The organism is Streptomyces sp. NPDC048352, from assembly GCF_040651895.1.
Classification (GTDB): Bacteria; Actinomycetota; Actinomycetes; order Streptomycetales; family Streptomycetaceae; genus Streptomyces.
This window is the reverse complement of the sequence record NZ_JBEZKZ010000018.1, coordinates 72,544-87,190: the sequence shown is the minus strand read 5'-3', so window position 1 is coordinate 87,190 and position 14,647 is coordinate 72,544. Positions and strand designations below refer to the sequence as shown.

The following is a 14,647-nucleotide window of genomic DNA, read 5'->3' as shown; positions in this document are numbered from 1 at the left end:
CGCCCCGCGGTCCCGGACCGCCGGGGCGGACCAGAGCGCGGGAGCCGCAGCCACGGCGCGGAGGTGGTGGCGATGGACGCGGACCCGGGCGCGGCGGAAGCCGGCCGGGAGTACGACGCACGTCCCTACCTGCCCTCCGGCGGCGGGATGCGCGGCCTGCGGCAGGCGGCGGCCGGCTGCAGGGGCTGCCCGCTCTTCCGGGACGCCACCCAGACCGTCTTCGGCAGCGGCCCGGCCCACGCCCGGCTGATGCTGGTCGGAGAGCAGCCCGGCGACCAGGAGGACCTGCGCGGCGAACCGTTCGTGGGCCCGGCGGGCCGGCTGCTGCGCAAGGCGCTCGACGAGGCCGGGCTCGCCGACGAGGGCGCGTACCTGACCAACGTGGTGAAGCACTTCAAGTTCACGGTGGCCCCGCGCGGAAAGCGCCGCATCCACAAGGCCCCGAGCCTGCGCGAGACGACCGCCTGCCGGCCCTGGCTGGTGGAGGAGCTGCGGCTGGTCGCGCCCGACGTGCTGGTGGTGCTGGGAGGCACGGCCGGCAAGGCGCTGCTGGGCTCGTCCTTCCGGGTGGGCGAGCAGCGCGGGGTGCTGCTGCCGATGCCCGCGCTGGACGGCGGCCGGGACGGCTCGGCGCCCGGGCAGCTGCTGGCGACGGTCCATCCGTCGGCCGTCCTGCGGTCCGAGGACCGGGACGCCGCCTTCGCCGGCCTGGTCGCGGACCTGTCCGTGGCCGCCACCGCGCTGGATTAGGGGCCGTCCGCCGGCGGCCCGGCACCGGGCCGAACCCGCCCGCATGACCCTCCCCGAGCCGGGCAGGCGCCCTTGGGGATCCGGTGGATCCGTCAACCGAGACCGCACACCGAGACCGCACACGATCCGAGGAGTCACCATGCCTCGTGGTTCCAGTCCCAAGCGTGAACGCCAGTACGAGCACATCAAGGAGAGCGCCGAGAACCGCGGCGAGAGCACTGGCCGGGCCAAGGAGATGGCCGCGCGCACCGTCAACAAGGAACGCGCGCGCTCCGGCGAGTCGAAGACCGCGAGCCGCTCCTCGACGCAGGGCAAGTCGTCCTCGGAGCGCGGCGGAGAGCGCTCCCACAGCGGCGCTCAGGGCCCCACGAAGGAGCAGCTCTACAACGAGGCGAAGGAGCGCAACATCGAGGGCCGGTCGAAGATGGACAAGTCCGAGCTGATGCGGGCCCTCGGCCACTGACTCCCTCGCGTCGCAGCCCGCGGCCCCGCCGGCCGCGACCGCACGCGGCCGCACCGTGCGTACCGGCCCCGCCCGGGCCGTACCCGGCAAGAGCAGCGCTGCGGCCCGGCCGGCCCGCCGCGTTCCGCCCGGCCCGGTCCGGTCCGCACGGTCTGCGACACGAGGCTCCCGGGGGGAGCCGACATGCCTCTCCACTCAGTCCGTTCCACACCCACGACCCTGCACATGGCCCTGCACGGCCAGGGCGCGGCGGCCGACGCCCGCCAGGCGGCCCGCGCGTTCCTGGAGCGGCCGGTCGACCGGGACCCGCCGCTCAGGCCCGTCGCGCTGGACACCGCCCTGCTGGTGATCAGCGAACTCGTCACCAACGCCGTCCGGCACACCGGGGGCGACTGCGCCCTCGACCTCCACCTCCGAGCCGACGGCGTCGACGTGGACGTCAGCGACTGCAGCAGCGCGGAGCCGCGGCCCCGGCCGCCCGGCCACCGGGGCGAAGGCGGCTGGGGATGGCACCTGGTCAACCGGCTCGCGACCGAGGTGCAGATCCGCCACCACGACGGCGAGCCGGCGGGCAAGACCATCCACGCCCACGTCCCCGGCTGAGCCGTGAACCGCCCGCCGCTGCAGGTCCGGCGACCGCCCCGGCGGCGGCTCAGACGATCTCCACGCGCCGCCCGCCCTGCGGGATGACGAGCGGGGTACCGGCGACCGGGCACCGGATGACGGCCGCGCGCAGGCCGAACACCTCGTGGACCAGGTCCGGGGTGACGATCTCCGAGGGCGGCCCGGCGGCGATCACACGGCCGTCGCGCATGGCCACGAGGTGCCCGGCGTAGCGGCAGGCCAGATTGAGCTCGTGCAGCACCATGACCACGGTGCGCCCCTCGGCGCGGTTGAGGTCGGCCACGAGTTCCAGGACGTCCACCTGGTGGGCGAGGTCGAGGTAGGTCGTCGGCTCGTCCAGCAGCAGTACGGGCGTCTGCTGGGCCAGTGCCATCGCGATCCACACCCGCTGGCGCTGGCCGCCCGACAGCTCGTCGATGGAGCGCGTCGCCAGTTCCGCGGAGCCCGTCGCCGCCAGGGCCGCGTCCACCGCCGCCTCGTCGGAGGACGACCACTGGCGCCACCACCGCTGGTGCGGCGTACGGCCCCGGGCCACCAGGTCGCGCACGGAGATGCCGTCCGGGGCACTGGGGGACTGGGGCAGCAGGGCCAGCCGCAGCGCGAACTCCCGCGCCGACAGGCCCGCGATGTCCTCGCCGTCCAGGTGGACGGCGCCGCCGGCCGGCTTGAGCAGCCGGGCCAGGGCCCGCAGGGCGGTGGACTTCCCGCACGCGTTCGGGCCGACCAGCGCGGTCACCTCCCCGGCCGGGATGTCCAGGTCGAGGTCCTCGGAGACGATCCGGTCGCCGTACCCCAGGCGCAGGCCGGCCGCGCTGAGCGCGGCGGGCGCGGTGCCGGTCGGCTGGGTCTCGGTCAGCGGGGCGGTCATGTCAGCCTCCCTTTCCGGCCCGGTTGGTACGGGCGAGGAGTAGCAGCAGGTACGGGGCGCCCACGGCGCCGGTGAGCACGCCGACGGGCAGCTCGGCCGGGGCGAGGGCGGTGCGCGCGCCGAGGTCGGCGAGGATGAGCAGGACCGCGCCGGTCAGCGCGCTGGTGACCAGCGGGATGCCGGCGGTGCCGGCGAGCCGCCGGGCGATCTGCGGGGCGCCCAGCGCGATGAAGGCGATCGGTCCGGCCGCCGACGTGGCGAGCGCGGTGAGGCAGGTGGCGAGCAGCAGCAGCGCGATCCGCGCGTGCCGCAGCGGGATGCCGAGGCTGCGCGCGGTGTCGTCGTCGTACTGGAGCAGCTGGTACGGGCGGGCCAGCGCCAGGGTCAGCGGCAGCAGCACGGCCAGGGCGAGGCCGGCCCACTGGACGTGCTCGTAGCCGCGCCCGTTGAGGCTGCCGGTCAGCCACACCATGGCGCGGGAGGCCTGGTCGATGTCGGCGCGGGCCAGCATCCAGCGGGTCAGCGCCGCCAGGGCGCCGTTCGCGGCGAGGCCGACGAGGACGAAGCGGTAGCCGGTGATGGTGCCGTCCCGGTACGCCAGCAGGTAGATGCCGGCCGAGGTCAGCAGTGCGCCGGCGAGCGCCCCGAAGGGGACCGCCGCGAAGGTGCCGGCGCCGGCCGCGGTGACCCCGCCGATGAGGATGGCGCTCACCGCGCCGGCCCCGGAGCCGGCCGCGATGCCGATCAGGTCGGGGCTGGCCAGCGGGTTGCGGGTGACGGCCTGGAACACGGCGCCGGCCAGCCCGAAGGCCGCCCCGACCAGCAGGGCCGTCAGGGCGCGCGGCAGCCGGAGCTGGTGGACGATCAGGTCGGCCGAGCCGGAGCCGCTGCCCAGCACCGCGGCCAGGACGTCGCCCACCGGGATGGCGAACGTGCCCAGCGAGACGGAGGCGATCAGGCCGGCGAAGCCGGTCGCCACGAGTGCGGCCACCACGAGGGCCACCCGGGGGCGTACGGCCACGCCGACGGGTCCGGCCTCGATCCGCAGCAGCCGTACGGTCTTCTGACGGTCCGTTGTGCGCGCCGCGCCGGCCGGGGTCGTCGTGCTCGTCGTGCTCATCGGGTGTGCTCCTTGAGCTTGCCGCGCTTGACCAGCAGCGCGAGGAACGGCGCCCCGAGCAGGGCGGTCACCACGCCCGCCTCCAGTTCGCCGGGCCGGGCCACCATGCGGCCCACCACGTCGGCGCCGAGCATCAGCGAGGCCCCGCCCAGGGCGGAACACGGCACGAGCCAGCGGGCGTCGGGCCCGGTGAAGGCCCGTACGACGTGCGGGACGACCAGGCCGACGAACGTCACGGGACCGGCCGCGGCCACGGCCGCGCCGGTCAGCAGGACCACCGCCACCGCGCCGAGCGCGCGGGTGGACCGGACCGGGGTCCCGAGCGAGCTGGCCACGTCGTCGCCGAGGGCGAGGGCGTTGAGCCGCCCGCTCAGTCCGAGGGCGAGGGCGAGCCCGACGATGACGAACGGGAGCAGTTCCACGCCCAGGTGCGCGTCGCGGCCGGCCAGGGAGCCCACCGCCCAGAACCGGTACTGGTCCAGGGTGCGGACGTCCAGCAGCACGAGGGTGTTGGTGCCGGCGTCGAGCAGGACGGTCACGGCCGCGCCGGCCAGCGCCAGTTTGGCGGGGGTCGCGCCCCCGTACCCGGTGCCGCCGACGGCGTAGGCGATGAGCCCGGCCAGCGCCCCGCCGAGGAAGGCGAACCAGATGTACTGGTACGAACTCGTCAGCCCCAGCACGCCGATGCTCGCGGCGACCGCGAACGAGCCGCCCGCGCTTATGCCGATCAGGCCGGGGTCGCCCAGCGGGTTGCGGGTGATGTCCTGGGCCACCGCGCCCGCGGCGCCCAGGGAGAGGCCGACCAACAGCCCCAGGAACGTTCTGGGCATGCGCAGTTCGCGGATGACGACCGCGTCCCCCGCCTCGCTGCCGCCGATCGCGGACAGCACGTCGGAGAGCGCGACGGCCTTCGTGCCGATCGCCAGGGAGGCGCAGACCATGGCGGCCACGGTGGCGAGCAGCGCGGTGAACACGAGGGTCCGGGAAAGGAGTCGTCGGGGTGGCGGAACGGCTGGGGCGGGGACCGCGGCGGCAGCGGCGGTGACGGGCTTCAGAGACACTCACACAAGGTAAGGGATGCCTAACCGAATTTACTCCGCACCCCCCGTCTGGATTTGGCCACGGAGAGCCGCTACTGTTCACCACGCGCTTACTCAGGCAAGGCTTACCTAAGAACATGCGTTCCCTCTGGAGAACTGAGAACCGATGAACACCTTCACCCAGCGTCGCCGGCCGGGCCGGATCGCCGCTGCCGTCCTGACGGCGGCCATGGCCCTCTCCCTGGCTGCCTGCGGTGGCGCCGGCGGTGACGACAAGCCGGCCGCCGACTCCTCCAAGCCGGCCGCCGCGGAGTCCGCCGGCTTCCCGCGGACCATCACCCACGACAAGGGCAAGACCGAGATCAAGGCCAAGCCCAAGCGCGTGGTGGCGCTGGACAACAGCCTCGTGGAGGCCGTCGTCGCGCTCGACGCGCCGCTGGTGGGCGGTATCGGATCGTACCGTGACCAGAAGGGCTTCCCGGCCTACCTCGGTGACGCGGTGAAGGACACCAAGGACGTCGGCCCGCTCGACAGCCCCAACCTCGAGGCCATCGCGGCGCTCAAGCCGGACCTCATCGTCTCGGCGACGGTCCGTCACGCCGACTTCTACGACCGGCTGAGCCAGATCGCCCCGACCGTGTTCGTCAAGACCACCGGCCCGATCTGGAAGGAGAACGTCACCTTCCTCGGCCAGGCGCTGGGTCAGGAGGAGAAGGCCCAGGCCAAGCTGACGGCGTACCAGACGCGCGCCAAGAAGATCGGTGACGCCATCAACGCCAAGGGCGGCGGCGCGGGCGGCAAGCCCACCTTCTCGGTCCTGCGCTTCGTCGACGGTCCGACGCGCATCTACCTCCCCAAGACCTTCAGCGGCATCATCCTGAACGACATGGGCCTGACGCGGCCGGAGAACCAGCGCGACGAGGCCAAGTTCAACATCGAGATCAGCGAAGAGCAGATCCAGCAGGCGGACGCCGACCACATCTTCATGACCAGCTTCTCCGGCGGTGAGGAGCGCAAGAAGAAGTTCGTCGCCAACCCGCTGTGGCAGCGCCTGAACGCGGTCCAGAAGAACCAGGTGCACGAGGTCGACGACGCGACCTGGATGACCTCGGTCTCGCTCCAGGGTGCGGACATGGTCCTCGACGACCTGGCGAAGGCCTTCCAGGTGGACCCTGCCAAGTAGGCGTCTCCACCCCCGCCAACGGGCCGGCCCCCGGCCGCGTACTCCGGTACGCGGCCGGGGGCCGGCCCTTGCCGTCAGCGGCGCGCGGGCCCGTTCAGCCCGCGTCCTCGATCCGGCGGATCCGTTCCGCGTCACAGGTCCGGGGGCAGGTCGCGCACGCCCGGGCCGCGTCCAGCGTGTAGTACATGCAGCAGCCGAGCCGGGTGCGCGTCGGGTGCAGCCGTCCGTCGCGAGTCGCGAGCCGCCTGAAGTCCGCGCCGCCCGGGAAGGGGGCGATGGCGGTGGGGAGCAGCTCGGTCGCCTCCCGAACGGCCCGCTCCTCCTGGTCGAGGACGCGGCCCAGGTACCAGATCCCGGAGACGAGGTCGTCGGCGGCCATGCCCCACAGGGCCCGGTCCCGGCGCCGCAGCCGCGGTCCCGCGGCCGCCAGCAGCGGCCGTACGTGATCGGCGACGGCCGCGCGCAGCTCGGCGCGCAGCGCCTCCTCGCCGGCCACGGCCCGCGCGCCCGCGAGGCGCGCCGCCGGATCGCCGGGCAGGCAGGCGAACCCCGCCCCCGGTACGACCTCGAAGGTGCCCGTCGCGAGGTCCACGCGGACCTCGCGCGGGCGGATGCGCGGCACGCGCCGCTCCAGGTACCAGGCGCCGCTCATCAGCAGGCTGACGGACCAGAGGTAGTCGTGCAGGGCGCGCGACGCGGCCACGTCGGGTCGCGGCTCGTGCCCGTGGCCGGTCCGGATGCGGGCGGCCTCGGCGGCGACGAAGGCCTCCAGGGCCCCCTCGTCCTCCGCCAGTTCCGCCCCGCTGACGCACCGTCCGGGCCGCGCGGCCGCGGTGGCCACCCGGACGTCGAGCGCGGGGCAGTGCGCCGCGAGGCGCCCGTAGGTCCGCGCGAGCGTGTCGGAGGCGCCCGGGGCGGCGGCTGCGGTGCGTGGGACCGCGGTCATCGGTTGTCGCTCATGTGCGGCACGGGTACTCCGGTACGAGGCGGTAGGTAAGGCTTACCTTAACCCAATGGTTTACGATCATGGCTGCTCCGTCAGGCCGCGTGCCGCCCAGCCTGGTTGAAGCTAAGGGTTGGCTAACCTAAGCTGACGTCACCGGTGGAACGCGGAATCCGCCGGCGCCACGGCGTGCCGGAAAACAGCCACCACGCTCACCCCCACTGTTCAGTTCTCGGAAGGGGCTCCAGCCCATGCGGTTGTACCTGCTCGCACTCAACCCGACCGATTCGGTCACCGAAGGGTTCCTCCCCGCCGCCGCCCGGCTCGGTCTCGACGTCACCGTCCTGACCGACCAGCCCGAGGCCCACCGCCGGTCGGTCGCCGCGGACGTCGAGGTCCTGGAGTGCGACGTACGCGACTTCCGCGCGGTCATCACCCGCATATCGACCCACCACGCACCCGACGCCGTGTTCACCAACAGCGACCACCTCCAGACCCAGGCGGCGCTGGCGGCCGACTACTTCGGCCTGCCCGCCAAGGACTGGCGCGCGACCCTGAGGGTCAAGGACAAGGCCCAGATGCGCCGCCACCTGGCCGCGAGCGGGCTGGACGCGGTGTGGTCGACGGAGCTGTCCCCCGGTCAGGACCCGGTCTCCCTCCTCGCCCTGGACGTGCCCTACCCGTGCGTGGTCAAGCCGCGCGAGGGGGTCGCCAGTGAGGACGTGGTGCTGGTCGAGGGGCCGGAGGAGCTCGTCCTGCGCTGCAAGGAGATCCAGGTCCGCCGGCCGCAGGCGCCCCTGGTGGTCGAGGAGTACCTGGCCGGCGAGCTGTACACCCTGGAGACGCTCGGCGACGGAAACGTCCGTCACGTACTGAGCGGCTTCCACACCCGGCTGTCCGCACCCCCGTACTTCATCGAGGAGCGGCTGGTCTACGTCCCCCACCACCCCGAACCGGTGCTGGAGCAGGTCCTCGCCCAGCTCGACGCCCTCGGCGTCGGATTCGGCGTCTGCCACACCGAGTTCGTCGTGCACGACGGCCGCGCCCGCATCATCGAGGTCAACTACCGGGCCATCGGCGACCAGATGGACCTGCTCCTGAGGCGGCTGCTGGACATCCCGCTCTTCGAGCACGTCCTGCGCACGCACCTGGGGCAGCCGCTGCCCGCCGACCTGGGCGCGCGCACGGAAGGCGCCGCCGTCGTCGACTACCCCTGCGCCCACGGCGCCGGCACGCTCACGGCCGCGCCCGCGGCGGCCGACCTCGTCGTGGACGGCGTCGAACTGACGTACCGGCCGCTGCGCGCGGTGGGGGAGCGGCACGGGCTGTACCACACCAACCGCGACTACATCGGAGTGCTGCGCGCGGTCGGCGAGGACCAGGCGACCGTCGACCGGGTCGCCGCCGACTACCTCGCGGCCCAGCGGTGGGAGATCACCCCGTGACGACGACCGCCCAGGCGGCCCCCGCCGCCCCGGCCCTCGCCGACACCACCGAAGCGGAGCTGCTGCTGCGCGTCCTCGGCGCCCTCCTGCGGGAGGACGTCGTCGGCCTGCGCACCCGCACCACCCCCGTCGACCGCGCCGACGGGCGGTGGCTGCGGCTGCCCGCCGAGGACGGTGACGCGCTGCTCCTCCCGGTCGCCGAGGACGGCTACCAGAGCGTCCACGCCGCCCGGCTGCCGCTGCTCGTGCGCGAGTCCGACGGCCGCGAACTCACCACCCACGACGAGGTGCTCGACGCCCTCGGCGCGCTCGCCGACCCCGTCGACCGGGGCGGCTTCGACGCCTTCGCCGAGGAGTGCCGCCAGACCCTCGCCACCATGCGCCTGCACTCCCGCACCCGCGACGAGGCCGCAGCCACCCTGACCGCCGCCCACGGAGCGCAACCCGCCGACTGGACCGGCCTCGCGGGCGGGCTCGCGTACGACACCCTCGCGGCACGCCTCGACCACCCGGTGTACCCCACCGCGCGCGGCCGCTCCGGCCTCGACGAGGACCAGCTGCACGCCTACGCCCCCGAGTTCCACCCGCACTTCGGCCTGCGCTGGATCGCCGTCCCCCGGCAGGACCTCACCGTGGCCGGCGGCCCGGACGCGCTGCCCGCCCTCTGGCCCACGCCGGCCGCGCTCGGCCTGCCCGCGCTCGACCACAGCCACCTCGCCCTGCCCGTCCACCCGCTCACCGTCGGCGCACCGCTGGACGAGGCCCTGCACGCCGCGGGCCTGACCGGCCGGGCGGTCCTGGCCGAGCGCCCGTACCTCGACGTCGTCCCCACCCTGTCCATGCGCACGGTCTCCGTCACCGACGACCCCACCCTGCACATCAAGGTCCCGATGGCCACCGCCACCCTGGGCCTGCGCAACCGCCGCGTCATCCGGCCCGGCTTCCTCGCCGACGGGGTCGCCGGCCAGCGCCTCGTGGAAGCCGTCGTCGCCCGCGAACCGCGCTTCCAGGGCGTCGTCCTGCACGCCGACGAGACGGTCTACGCCCACGCCGGCCACGAGCTCCTCGCCGCCCTCTGCCGCCGCCACCCGGCCGGACTGGAGGACGCCGTCGTCACCCCGCTCGCCGCGCTCCTCGCCGAGGCCCCCGGCGGCCGGCTGCTGATCGACCACCTCGCCGACCGGTTCTACGGCGGGGACCCGCTCGCCCTCCTCGGCGCCTACCTGCGGCTGCTCCTCGACTGGCAGACCACCCTGTTCGGCTACGGCATCGCCCTGGAGTCGCACCAGCAGAACATCTCCCTCGTCCTCGACCGCGGCCCGGCCGGCGACACCCGCCTGCGGCTGCTGTTCAAGGACGACGACGGCCCGCGCGTCCACGCCGCCCGCGTACGCGCCACGCTCGGCGCCGACGCCCCCCTCGGCTTCGACGACCCCCGCGCCTTCAGCGAGGACGACCGCCCGCTCACCGACCTGTTCACCACCATCACCCTGCACCTGTGCGCCGGTTCCTACGCCTTCGGGCTGGCCCGGCACGGCCGCGCCGACGCCCGGGTCCTGCTGGACCTCGTACGCGAACGGCTCGCCGAGGCCGCCGAACGGCTCGGCACCGCACCGGGGGAGCCCGGCGCCGTGCTGCGCGCCCACGTCCTGGACGCGCCGCAGCTGCCCGTCAAGGCGATGGTCACCGCCGGAACCCTGCTCAGCAAGGAGCGCTCGGGCGCCGCCGACATCAACAAGCACTACACCACCGGACCCAACTACCTCCTCCGGCAGGAGGGTTCACCATGAGCACCGAAGCCCCCGCGGACCAGCGCACGGCGGTCCCCGCCGCCCGCCCCGAGCCCGAACTCCGCCCGGCGCTCGGCCGCAGACAGGTGCACGCGGTGGCCGGCTGCTACTTCGTGGCCTCCTTCGCGGCGCTCGGCCTGCCGCCCTTCCTCACCGAGATCCTCCCGGAGCTCGGCGACCGCGACGCCAGCTGGGCCGGGGTGCTCTACATCGTCCCCACCATCTTCGCCGCCGTCGGCGCCCCCCTGTGGGGGCGGCTCGCCGACCGGTTCGGCCGCAAGCGGCTCCTGCTGCGCGCCCAGCTGGGCCTCGCGGTGTCCTTCCTGCTGGCCGGCTGGGCCGACTCGATCGCCGCCTTCACCGTCGCCCTGGTCCTCCAGGGCGTGCTCGGCGGCACCTTCGCCGCGTCCAACGGCTACCTGGGCGCCGCGCTGGAAGGACCACAGCTGTCCAAGGCGCTGACGCTGATGCAGGGCGCAGCGCGCGCCGCGCTCGTCTTCGCCCCGATCGTGGTCGGCAGCCTCTCCCCCTGGCTGTCCCCGCACCGCCAGTACGCCCTGCTCGCCGTCCTGCCGCTGACGGCCGCGGCGCTGATCGCCGCGCTGCCGGAATCCCGCGGCGGGCGGGCACGGCCCCGTACGCCCGCGCCGGCGCCTTCCGACGCCCCGGTCGCGGAGCCGGGCGGGGGCGGGGAGCCGGGCCGCGGGCGGGCCACCCTGTACCGGCTGTACGCCCTGGAGTTCGCCTTCGTCTTCTCCACGGTCATCTCCTTCCCGTACCTGATCTCCCTCGTCGACGAGCGGATCCCCGGCACCTCGCCGGCGGTCTCCGGCGTCCTCTTCGCCCTGCCCCACCTGTGCTACCTCGCCGCCGCGATGTGGGTGCACTCCACGTTCCACGCGCGCCCGCGCCTCGGCGTGGCGATCGGCTTCGCCTGCATAGCCCTCGGGCTGGCCGGACACTGGCCGGCCCACTCGCTCGCCACCCTGGCCGCCGTCCGCCTGCTGCTGGGCGCGGGCCTGACCCTCGGTCTCGTCTGCCTCTCCGTGATGGCCTCCGAATGCGCCAAGGGGCGCGCGCCGGGCGGGCTGTTCGGCTCGATCGAGTTCTTCTCCAAGGCCGGAGCCGTCGCCGCGGGCCTCGCCGCCGCCGTCGGCAACAGCCTGTACGGGCCGACCGCCCCCGTGCTAACCGGTACCGCCGTGGCCCTGGCCACCGTCTGCGCGACCGCGCTCCCGGCCCTGAACCTCCGTTCCCCCCGCTCTCTCCGCACCCGCTGGAGCCGTTGATGTCCCTGACCGATGCAAGCGGTGCCGCCCCCGTCGCCACCCGTGCCGCCGTATCCCCGGCCGGGCTGCCCACGGCCGACGAAGCGGTCGCCCACACCCTCCTGAACTGCCTGCTGCGCGAGCTGTCCGGGCCGGAACACCAGACCGCCGTGGCCGACGGCCACCTGCTGCTGTGGCTGCCCCGCCGCGGAGTGCTGCTGCGCGCCGCCCTGCGCCGCACCTCGCTGCTCGGCGCCCACCGCTTCACCGGTCCGGTGCGCGAGCGCCGGGACGGCGGGTGGGCCGCGGTCGGCTGGCGCCGGCTCGCCGAGTACGTCCAGGACGAACTGGCGCTGCGGACCGACGTGCGCAACGAGGAGTTCCTGGAGCAGGTCGCCTCCAGCCACGAGGCCGTCTCGGCCGCCCTCGCCGTACGCGCCGCCCGGCCGGCCACGGGCACCGCCGTCGGGGACGGCGACGGGCTCGCCGCCTACCTGGAGTCCGAGCAGTCCCTCGTCCTCGGCCACCGCTTCCACCCCACCCCCAAGGCCCGCAGCGGCGACATCGCCTCCTGGCTCGCCTACGCGCCCGAGACCGGCGCCACCTTCCGGCTGCGCCACCTCGCCGTGCGCGAGCACCTCGTCATCGAGGAGAGCGCCGAGGACGGTGCGACACGGCCCCTCGACGCCCTGCGCGCCGACGTCCCCGACGGCTACCGGCTGCTGCCGGCGCACCCCTGGCAGTACGAGATGCTCAGCGGGTCCCCGCAGCTGCGCGCGGCCCTCGACCGCGGCGACGTGCTGGACCTCGGCGAGGGCGGCGAGCCCTTCGCCGCCACCGCCTCGGTCCGCACCCTGTACGACGGGGACACCTTCCTGAAGTTCAGCCTCAACGTCCGCATCACCAACTGCCTGCGCAAGAACGCCAGTTACGAACTCTCCGGCGCGGTCGCCCTGACCCGCCTGCTGGCCCCGGTCCTGGGGGACCTGGAGGCCCGCTTCCCCGGCACCGCCATGCTCCGCGAGCCCGCCTACCGCAGCATCGCCCTGCCCGGCCCCGACGGCACCCCGGACCGGTCCCTCCTGGAGGGCTTCGGCGTGATCGTCCGGGAGGGCCTGCTCACCCGGCTCATGCCCGGCACCACCCCCCTCCTGGCCGCCGCCGTCGCCGACGAGTACCCCACGGGCCCCGGGCACATCTCCCGCCTCATCGACACCGGGGACCCGCAGGCCGCCCTCGCCTGGTGGGCCGCGTACGTGAAGCTGCTCGTACCGCCCGTCCTGTCCGCGTACTTCGACCACGGCCTGGTCCTGGAGCCGCACCTGCAGAACGTCGTCGTCTGCGTCGACGACGAGGGCATGCCGGCCCAGGTGCTCTTCCGCGACCTCGAGGGCACCAAGCTCGTCCCCGAGCACCACGCGGACCTCCTCGCCGCACTGCCGGCCGACGTCGCCGGCCCCATGACGTACGACGCCCAGCGCGGCTGGGACCGGGTCGTCTACTGCCTGCTGGTCAACCACATCGCCGAGATGCTCGCCGCCCTCGCCGACCTCCACCCGCAGACCGAGGCCGCCCTGTGGTCCCAGGTCCGCGCCACCGTCCAGGAGCACGCCGACCGGCACGGCTGCCCGCCGCGCCTGGCCGCCCTGCTCGCCGGCGTGCCGCTGCCCGCCAAGGCGAACCTGCTCACCCGCTGGGAGCGCAAGGCCGACCGCGAAGCCGGATACGTCCGGCTGGCCTCCCCGCTCACCGAGGACGTGCTGTCCCAGGTGCTGCGCGACCACACCGACGACGACCGCACCGAAGACGCCCACGCCGAAACCACCCGGAGCCCCCGTTGACCGCCCCCACCGCAGCCGTACGCGACCGCGTCCTCGACCTCGCGGCGACGGAACTGCCCGCCTACCTGTACGACCTGACGGCCCTGCGCGAGCACGCCGCCGCCGTACGGGCCGCCCTGCCGGAGCGCGTCGAGCTCTACTACGCGGCCAAGGCCAACCCGGAGGCGGAGATCCTCGCCGCCCTCGCACCGTACGTCGACGGCTACGAGGTCTCCTCCGGCGGCGAACTCGCCCACGTCTCCAAGGCGGTGCCGGGCAGCCCCCTCGCCTTCGGCGGGCCCGGGAAGACCCCGGCGGAGATCGTGAGCGCCCTCGAACTGGGCGTGCAGCGCTTCCACGTGGAGAGCCTGCACGAGCTGCGGATGCTGGCCGACCTCGTCACGCGCACCGCCCCCGGCTCCGCGGTTCCCGGGGTGCTGCTCCGCTGCAACCTGCCCCTGGACGCCGCCTCCCTCGAAGGCAGCTCCCTGGCCATGGGCGGCCGCCCCACCCCCTTCGGCCTGGACCCCGACGACGCCGACACGGCGGTGCGCCTGCTCACCGACGGCACCTACCCGCGGCTGCGCCTGCTGGGCGTCCACGCCCACCTGGCCAGCGGGCTCGACGCCCCCGAGCAGCTCGCCGTCGCCGAGTCCGTCGTGACCTGGGCCGCCGGCCTCGCCGCCCGCCACCGCGTCACGTTCTCGGAGGTCAACGTGGGCGGCGGCATGAGCGTCGACTACGCGGACCCGGACGCCCGTTTCGACTGGACGGCCTACGGCGCGGGCCTCGCCCGGCTCGCGGACGCGCACCCCGGCCTGACCCTGCGCATCGAGCCCGGCCGCGCCCTGACCGCGTACTGCGGCTGGTACGCCACCGAGGTACTGGACGTCAAGCGCAGCCGCGGCGAGGAGTTCGCCGTGGTCCGCGGCGGCACCCACCACCTGCGCACCCCGGCGACCAAGGGCCACGACCAGCCCTGCACCGTGCTGCCCGTCGCCGCATGGCCCCACCCCTGGCCCCGGCCGGGTGCCGAGGGGGAGCGGATCACGCTCACCGGCCAGCTGTGCACGCCCAAGGACCTGCTGGCGCGCGGCGTGCCGGCCGCCGGCCTGCGGGCGGGGGACCGGGTGGCGTTCGGGGTCGCGGGAGCCTACGCCTGGAACATCTCGCACCACGACTTCCTGATGCACCCGCGCCCCGGCTTCCACTTCCTGGAGGCCGACCGGGCCCGAACCGGCGCCTGAGGCGCCCCGTCCCGAGAAAGCGGGCCCGCGACGCGGCACGGCGCGGCCCCCGACCGGAACCGGCCGGGGGCCACGCCGTACGGGGC

13 protein-coding genes are annotated in these 14,647 nt (G+C 74.6%); 9 read left to right on the top strand and 4 right to left on the bottom strand.

Annotated features, from left to right (window positions below):
• Positions 1-72: 72 nt before the first annotated feature.
• The 3 genes from AB0D45_RS12715 to AB0D45_RS12705 all read left to right on the top strand — a co-directional run bounded on the left by AB0D45_RS12715 (position 73) and on the right by AB0D45_RS12705 (position 1,816).
• A complete protein-coding gene (locus tag AB0D45_RS12715; RefSeq protein ID WP_362457794.1) occupies positions 73-750 on the top strand; it encodes a UdgX family uracil-DNA binding protein in 678 nt (225 codons plus the stop codon).
• 139 nt (positions 751-889) lie between these two features.
• On the top strand, positions 890-1,213 hold the full coding sequence (locus AB0D45_RS12710) for a plasmid stabilization protein (RefSeq protein ID WP_362457791.1): 324 nt from the start codon (positions 890-892) through the stop codon (positions 1,211-1,213).
• A 183-nt stretch (positions 1,214-1,396) separates the two neighbouring features.
• The gene (locus AB0D45_RS12705; RefSeq protein ID WP_362457788.1) at positions 1,397-1,816 is read left to right on the top strand and encodes an ATP-binding protein; all 420 of its coding nucleotides are present in this window, start codon (positions 1,397-1,399) and stop codon (positions 1,814-1,816) included.
• A gap of 49 nt (positions 1,817-1,865) precedes the next feature.
• On the opposite strand, the gene AB0D45_RS12700 is transcribed toward AB0D45_RS12705, so the two are convergent.
• Genes AB0D45_RS12700 through AB0D45_RS12690 form a run of 3 tightly spaced genes read right to left on the bottom strand, consistent with a single transcriptional unit; the run spans position 1,866 to position 4,886 of the window.
• Positions 1,866-2,705 carry an ABC transporter ATP-binding protein gene (locus AB0D45_RS12700; protein ID WP_362457785.1) on the bottom strand — a complete coding sequence of 280 codons (840 nt, stop codon included), beginning with the start codon at positions 2,703-2,705 and terminating at the stop codon, positions 1,866-1,868.
• A 1-nt stretch (position 2,706) separates the two neighbouring features.
• Entirely contained in the window at positions 2,707-3,825 is a 1,119-nt protein-coding gene (locus AB0D45_RS12695) for an iron chelate uptake ABC transporter family permease subunit (protein WP_362457782.1), read from the bottom strand.
• Positions 3,822-4,886: an iron ABC transporter permease gene (locus AB0D45_RS12690; protein ID WP_361611326.1), complete on the bottom strand. Its 1,065-nt coding sequence runs from the start codon at positions 4,884-4,886 to the stop codon at positions 3,822-3,824. The genes AB0D45_RS12695 and AB0D45_RS12690 overlap by 4 nt, the downstream gene beginning before the upstream one ends.
• Positions 4,887-5,031: 145 nt before the next feature.
• Here AB0D45_RS12690 and AB0D45_RS12685 point away from each other — a divergent pair, with 145 nt between their 5' ends.
• Positions 5,032-6,048 (top strand): iron-siderophore ABC transporter substrate-binding protein, encoded by a 1,017-nt coding sequence (locus tag AB0D45_RS12685; RefSeq protein ID WP_361611328.1) that lies wholly within the window; start codon positions 5,032-5,034, stop codon positions 6,046-6,048.
• A gap of 94 nt (positions 6,049-6,142) precedes the next feature.
• Here AB0D45_RS12685 and AB0D45_RS12680 read toward each other — a convergent pair whose 3' ends face one another.
• Positions 6,143-6,994, bottom strand: coding sequence for a (2Fe-2S)-binding protein (locus AB0D45_RS12680; protein WP_362457778.1), 852 nt, complete (start codon positions 6,992-6,994; stop codon positions 6,143-6,145).
• A gap of 248 nt (positions 6,995-7,242) precedes the next feature.
• Here AB0D45_RS12680 and AB0D45_RS12675 point away from each other — a divergent pair, with 248 nt between their 5' ends.
• The 5 genes from AB0D45_RS12675 to AB0D45_RS12655 are packed head-to-tail and all read left to right on the top strand — an operon-like array spanning position 7,243 to position 14,561.
• The gene (locus AB0D45_RS12675; protein ID WP_362457775.1) at positions 7,243-8,436 is read left to right on the top strand and encodes an ATP-grasp domain-containing protein; all 1,194 of its coding nucleotides are present in this window, start codon (positions 7,243-7,245) and stop codon (positions 8,434-8,436) included.
• Entirely contained in the window at positions 8,433-10,226 is a 1,794-nt protein-coding gene (locus AB0D45_RS12670) for an IucA/IucC family protein (protein WP_362457772.1), read from the top strand. Before AB0D45_RS12675 ends, AB0D45_RS12670 begins: the two co-directional genes overlap by 4 nt.
• Positions 10,223-11,515: an MFS transporter gene (locus AB0D45_RS12665; protein ID WP_362457769.1), complete on the top strand. Its 1,293-nt coding sequence runs from the start codon at positions 10,223-10,225 to the stop codon at positions 11,513-11,515. Before AB0D45_RS12670 ends, AB0D45_RS12665 begins: the two co-directional genes overlap by 4 nt.
• Positions 11,515-13,335, top strand: coding sequence for an IucA/IucC family protein (locus AB0D45_RS12660; protein ID WP_362457766.1), 1,821 nt, complete (start codon positions 11,515-11,517; stop codon positions 13,333-13,335). The genes AB0D45_RS12665 and AB0D45_RS12660 overlap by 1 nt, the downstream gene beginning before the upstream one ends.
• Positions 13,332-14,561, top strand: coding sequence for a type III PLP-dependent enzyme (locus AB0D45_RS12655; RefSeq protein ID WP_362457763.1), 1,230 nt, complete (start codon positions 13,332-13,334; stop codon positions 14,559-14,561). The genes AB0D45_RS12660 and AB0D45_RS12655 overlap by 4 nt, the downstream gene beginning before the upstream one ends.
• Positions 14,562-14,647: the final 86 nt, after the last annotated feature.

Excerpts from the sequence above, each read along its gene's own strand:
- AB0D45_RS12715 (WP_362457794.1), top strand. The coding sequence starts at position 73 with ATGGACGCGGACCCGGGCGCGGCGGAAGCCGGCCGGGAGTACGACGCA.
- AB0D45_RS12710 (WP_362457791.1), top strand. The coding sequence starts at position 890 with ATGCCTCGTGGTTCCAGTCCCAAGCGTGAACGCCAGTACGAGCACATC.
- AB0D45_RS12705 (WP_362457788.1), top strand. The coding sequence starts at position 1,397 with ATGCCTCTCCACTCAGTCCGTTCCACACCCACGACCCTGCACATGGCC.
- AB0D45_RS12700 (WP_362457785.1), bottom strand. The coding sequence starts at position 2,705 with ATGACCGCCCCGCTGACCGAGACCCAGCCGACCGGCACCGCGCCCGCC.
- AB0D45_RS12695 (WP_362457782.1), bottom strand. The coding sequence starts at position 3,825 with ATGAGCACGACGAGCACGACGACCCCGGCCGGCGCGGCGCGCACAACG.
- AB0D45_RS12685 (WP_361611328.1), top strand. The coding sequence starts at position 5,032 with ATGAACACCTTCACCCAGCGTCGCCGGCCGGGCCGGATCGCCGCTGCC.
- AB0D45_RS12680 (WP_362457778.1), bottom strand. The coding sequence starts at position 6,994 with ATGACCGCGGTCCCACGCACCGCAGCCGCCGCCCCGGGCGCCTCCGAC.
- AB0D45_RS12675 (WP_362457775.1), top strand. The coding sequence starts at position 7,243 with ATGCGGTTGTACCTGCTCGCACTCAACCCGACCGATTCGGTCACCGAA.
- AB0D45_RS12665 (WP_362457769.1), top strand. The coding sequence starts at position 10,223 with ATGAGCACCGAAGCCCCCGCGGACCAGCGCACGGCGGTCCCCGCCGCC.
- AB0D45_RS12660 (WP_362457766.1), top strand. The coding sequence starts at position 11,515 with ATGTCCCTGACCGATGCAAGCGGTGCCGCCCCCGTCGCCACCCGTGCC.